1 protein-coding gene is annotated in these 1284 nt (G+C 70.9%); it reads left to right on the top strand.

What is annotated here, in order from left to right; translation table 11 throughout:
- On the top strand, positions 1-1284 hold a 1284-nt coding region (locus ACWC5O_RS45495; protein ID WP_450781405.1), incomplete at both ends, for a beta-ketoacyl synthase N-terminal-like domain-containing protein.

Genomic DNA, 1284 nt, shown 5'->3' with positions numbered 1-1284 from the left:
CCGTCCCGGATGCGGTGGTGGTGGGCAGTCTGCGTCGTGACGATGGCGGGGCCCTGCGTTTGCTGACCTCGCTGGCCGAGGCGTGGGTGCGCGGCGTCCCGGTCGACTGGACGGCCGTGCTGGCCGGACACGACGCCCGCACCGTCCCCCTGCCCACCTACGCCTTCCAGCACCGCCGCTACTGGTTCGACGGCGGCGTGTCCCGACGTCGTACGGCAGCCCTCGCGGAGCCTGTGGAGTCGGCTCAGATCGAGTCCGCTTCAGTGCCGGTGCGGCGCGACGACTGGGTGCAGCGGGTCCGTGCGCACGCCGCCGTGGTGCTGGGGCATCCCACACCGGGTGACGTCGACGCGACCCTCACCTTCAAGGCTCTGGGCTTCGACTCCGCGACATCCGTCGAACTGCGGAACCGACTGGTCGCCGACACCGGACTCTCCCTGCCCGCCTCCGTTCTCTTCGACCACCCCACACCGCAGGCACTCGCCCGCCATGTGCGCGGTCTGCTCCAGGGCGGCACCGAGTCGGACCCCGAGCATTCCTCGGACGCGAGGCCGGTCACGGAAGACGACCCCATCGCCATCGTGGGCATGGGCTGCCGTCTCCCCGGTGGCATCCGCACACCGGACGAACTGTGGGAACTGCTCGCCACGGGCGGTGACACGGTCTCCGCCTTCCCCGCCGACCGGGGCTGGGACCTCGGCAATCTGTACCACCCCGACCCGGAGCATCACGGTACGACCTATGCGCGCTCCGGCTCGTTCCTGTACGACGCAGCCGAGTTCGACCCCGGTTTCTTCGGTATCTCGCCGCGCGAGGCCGAGGCCATGGACCCCCAGCAGCGGCTGTTGCTGGAGACTTCCTGGGAGGCACTGGAGCGGGCCGGTATCGACCCGGAGACCCTACGCGAGAGCGACGGCGGAGTGTTCGTCGGACTCATGCAGCAGGAGTACGGTCCCGGACTGCACCAGGCCCCCGAGTCCGTCGACGGATATCTGTTGACAGGCACCGCCTGCAGTGTGGCCAGCGGGCGCATCGCCTACATCCTCGGCCTGCGCGGACAGGCCGTGACCGTGGACACGGCGTGCTCGTCGTCACTGGTAGCGCTGCATCTGGCGGTCCAGGCCCTGCGCTCCGGCGAGTGCTCGTTCGCGCTTGCCGGCGGGGCGACCGTGATGGCGGAGCCCGGCATCTTCGTGGAGTTCAGCAGGCAGCGGGGGCTCGCGCCGGACGGTCGGTGCAAGCCGTTCGCGGCGGGTGCGGACGGCACGGGCTGGGGCGAGGGCG

The sequence above is a fragment of the Streptomyces sp. NPDC001450 genome (assembly GCF_053597295.1).
This window is presented reverse-complemented; position numbering and strand designations above follow the sequence as displayed.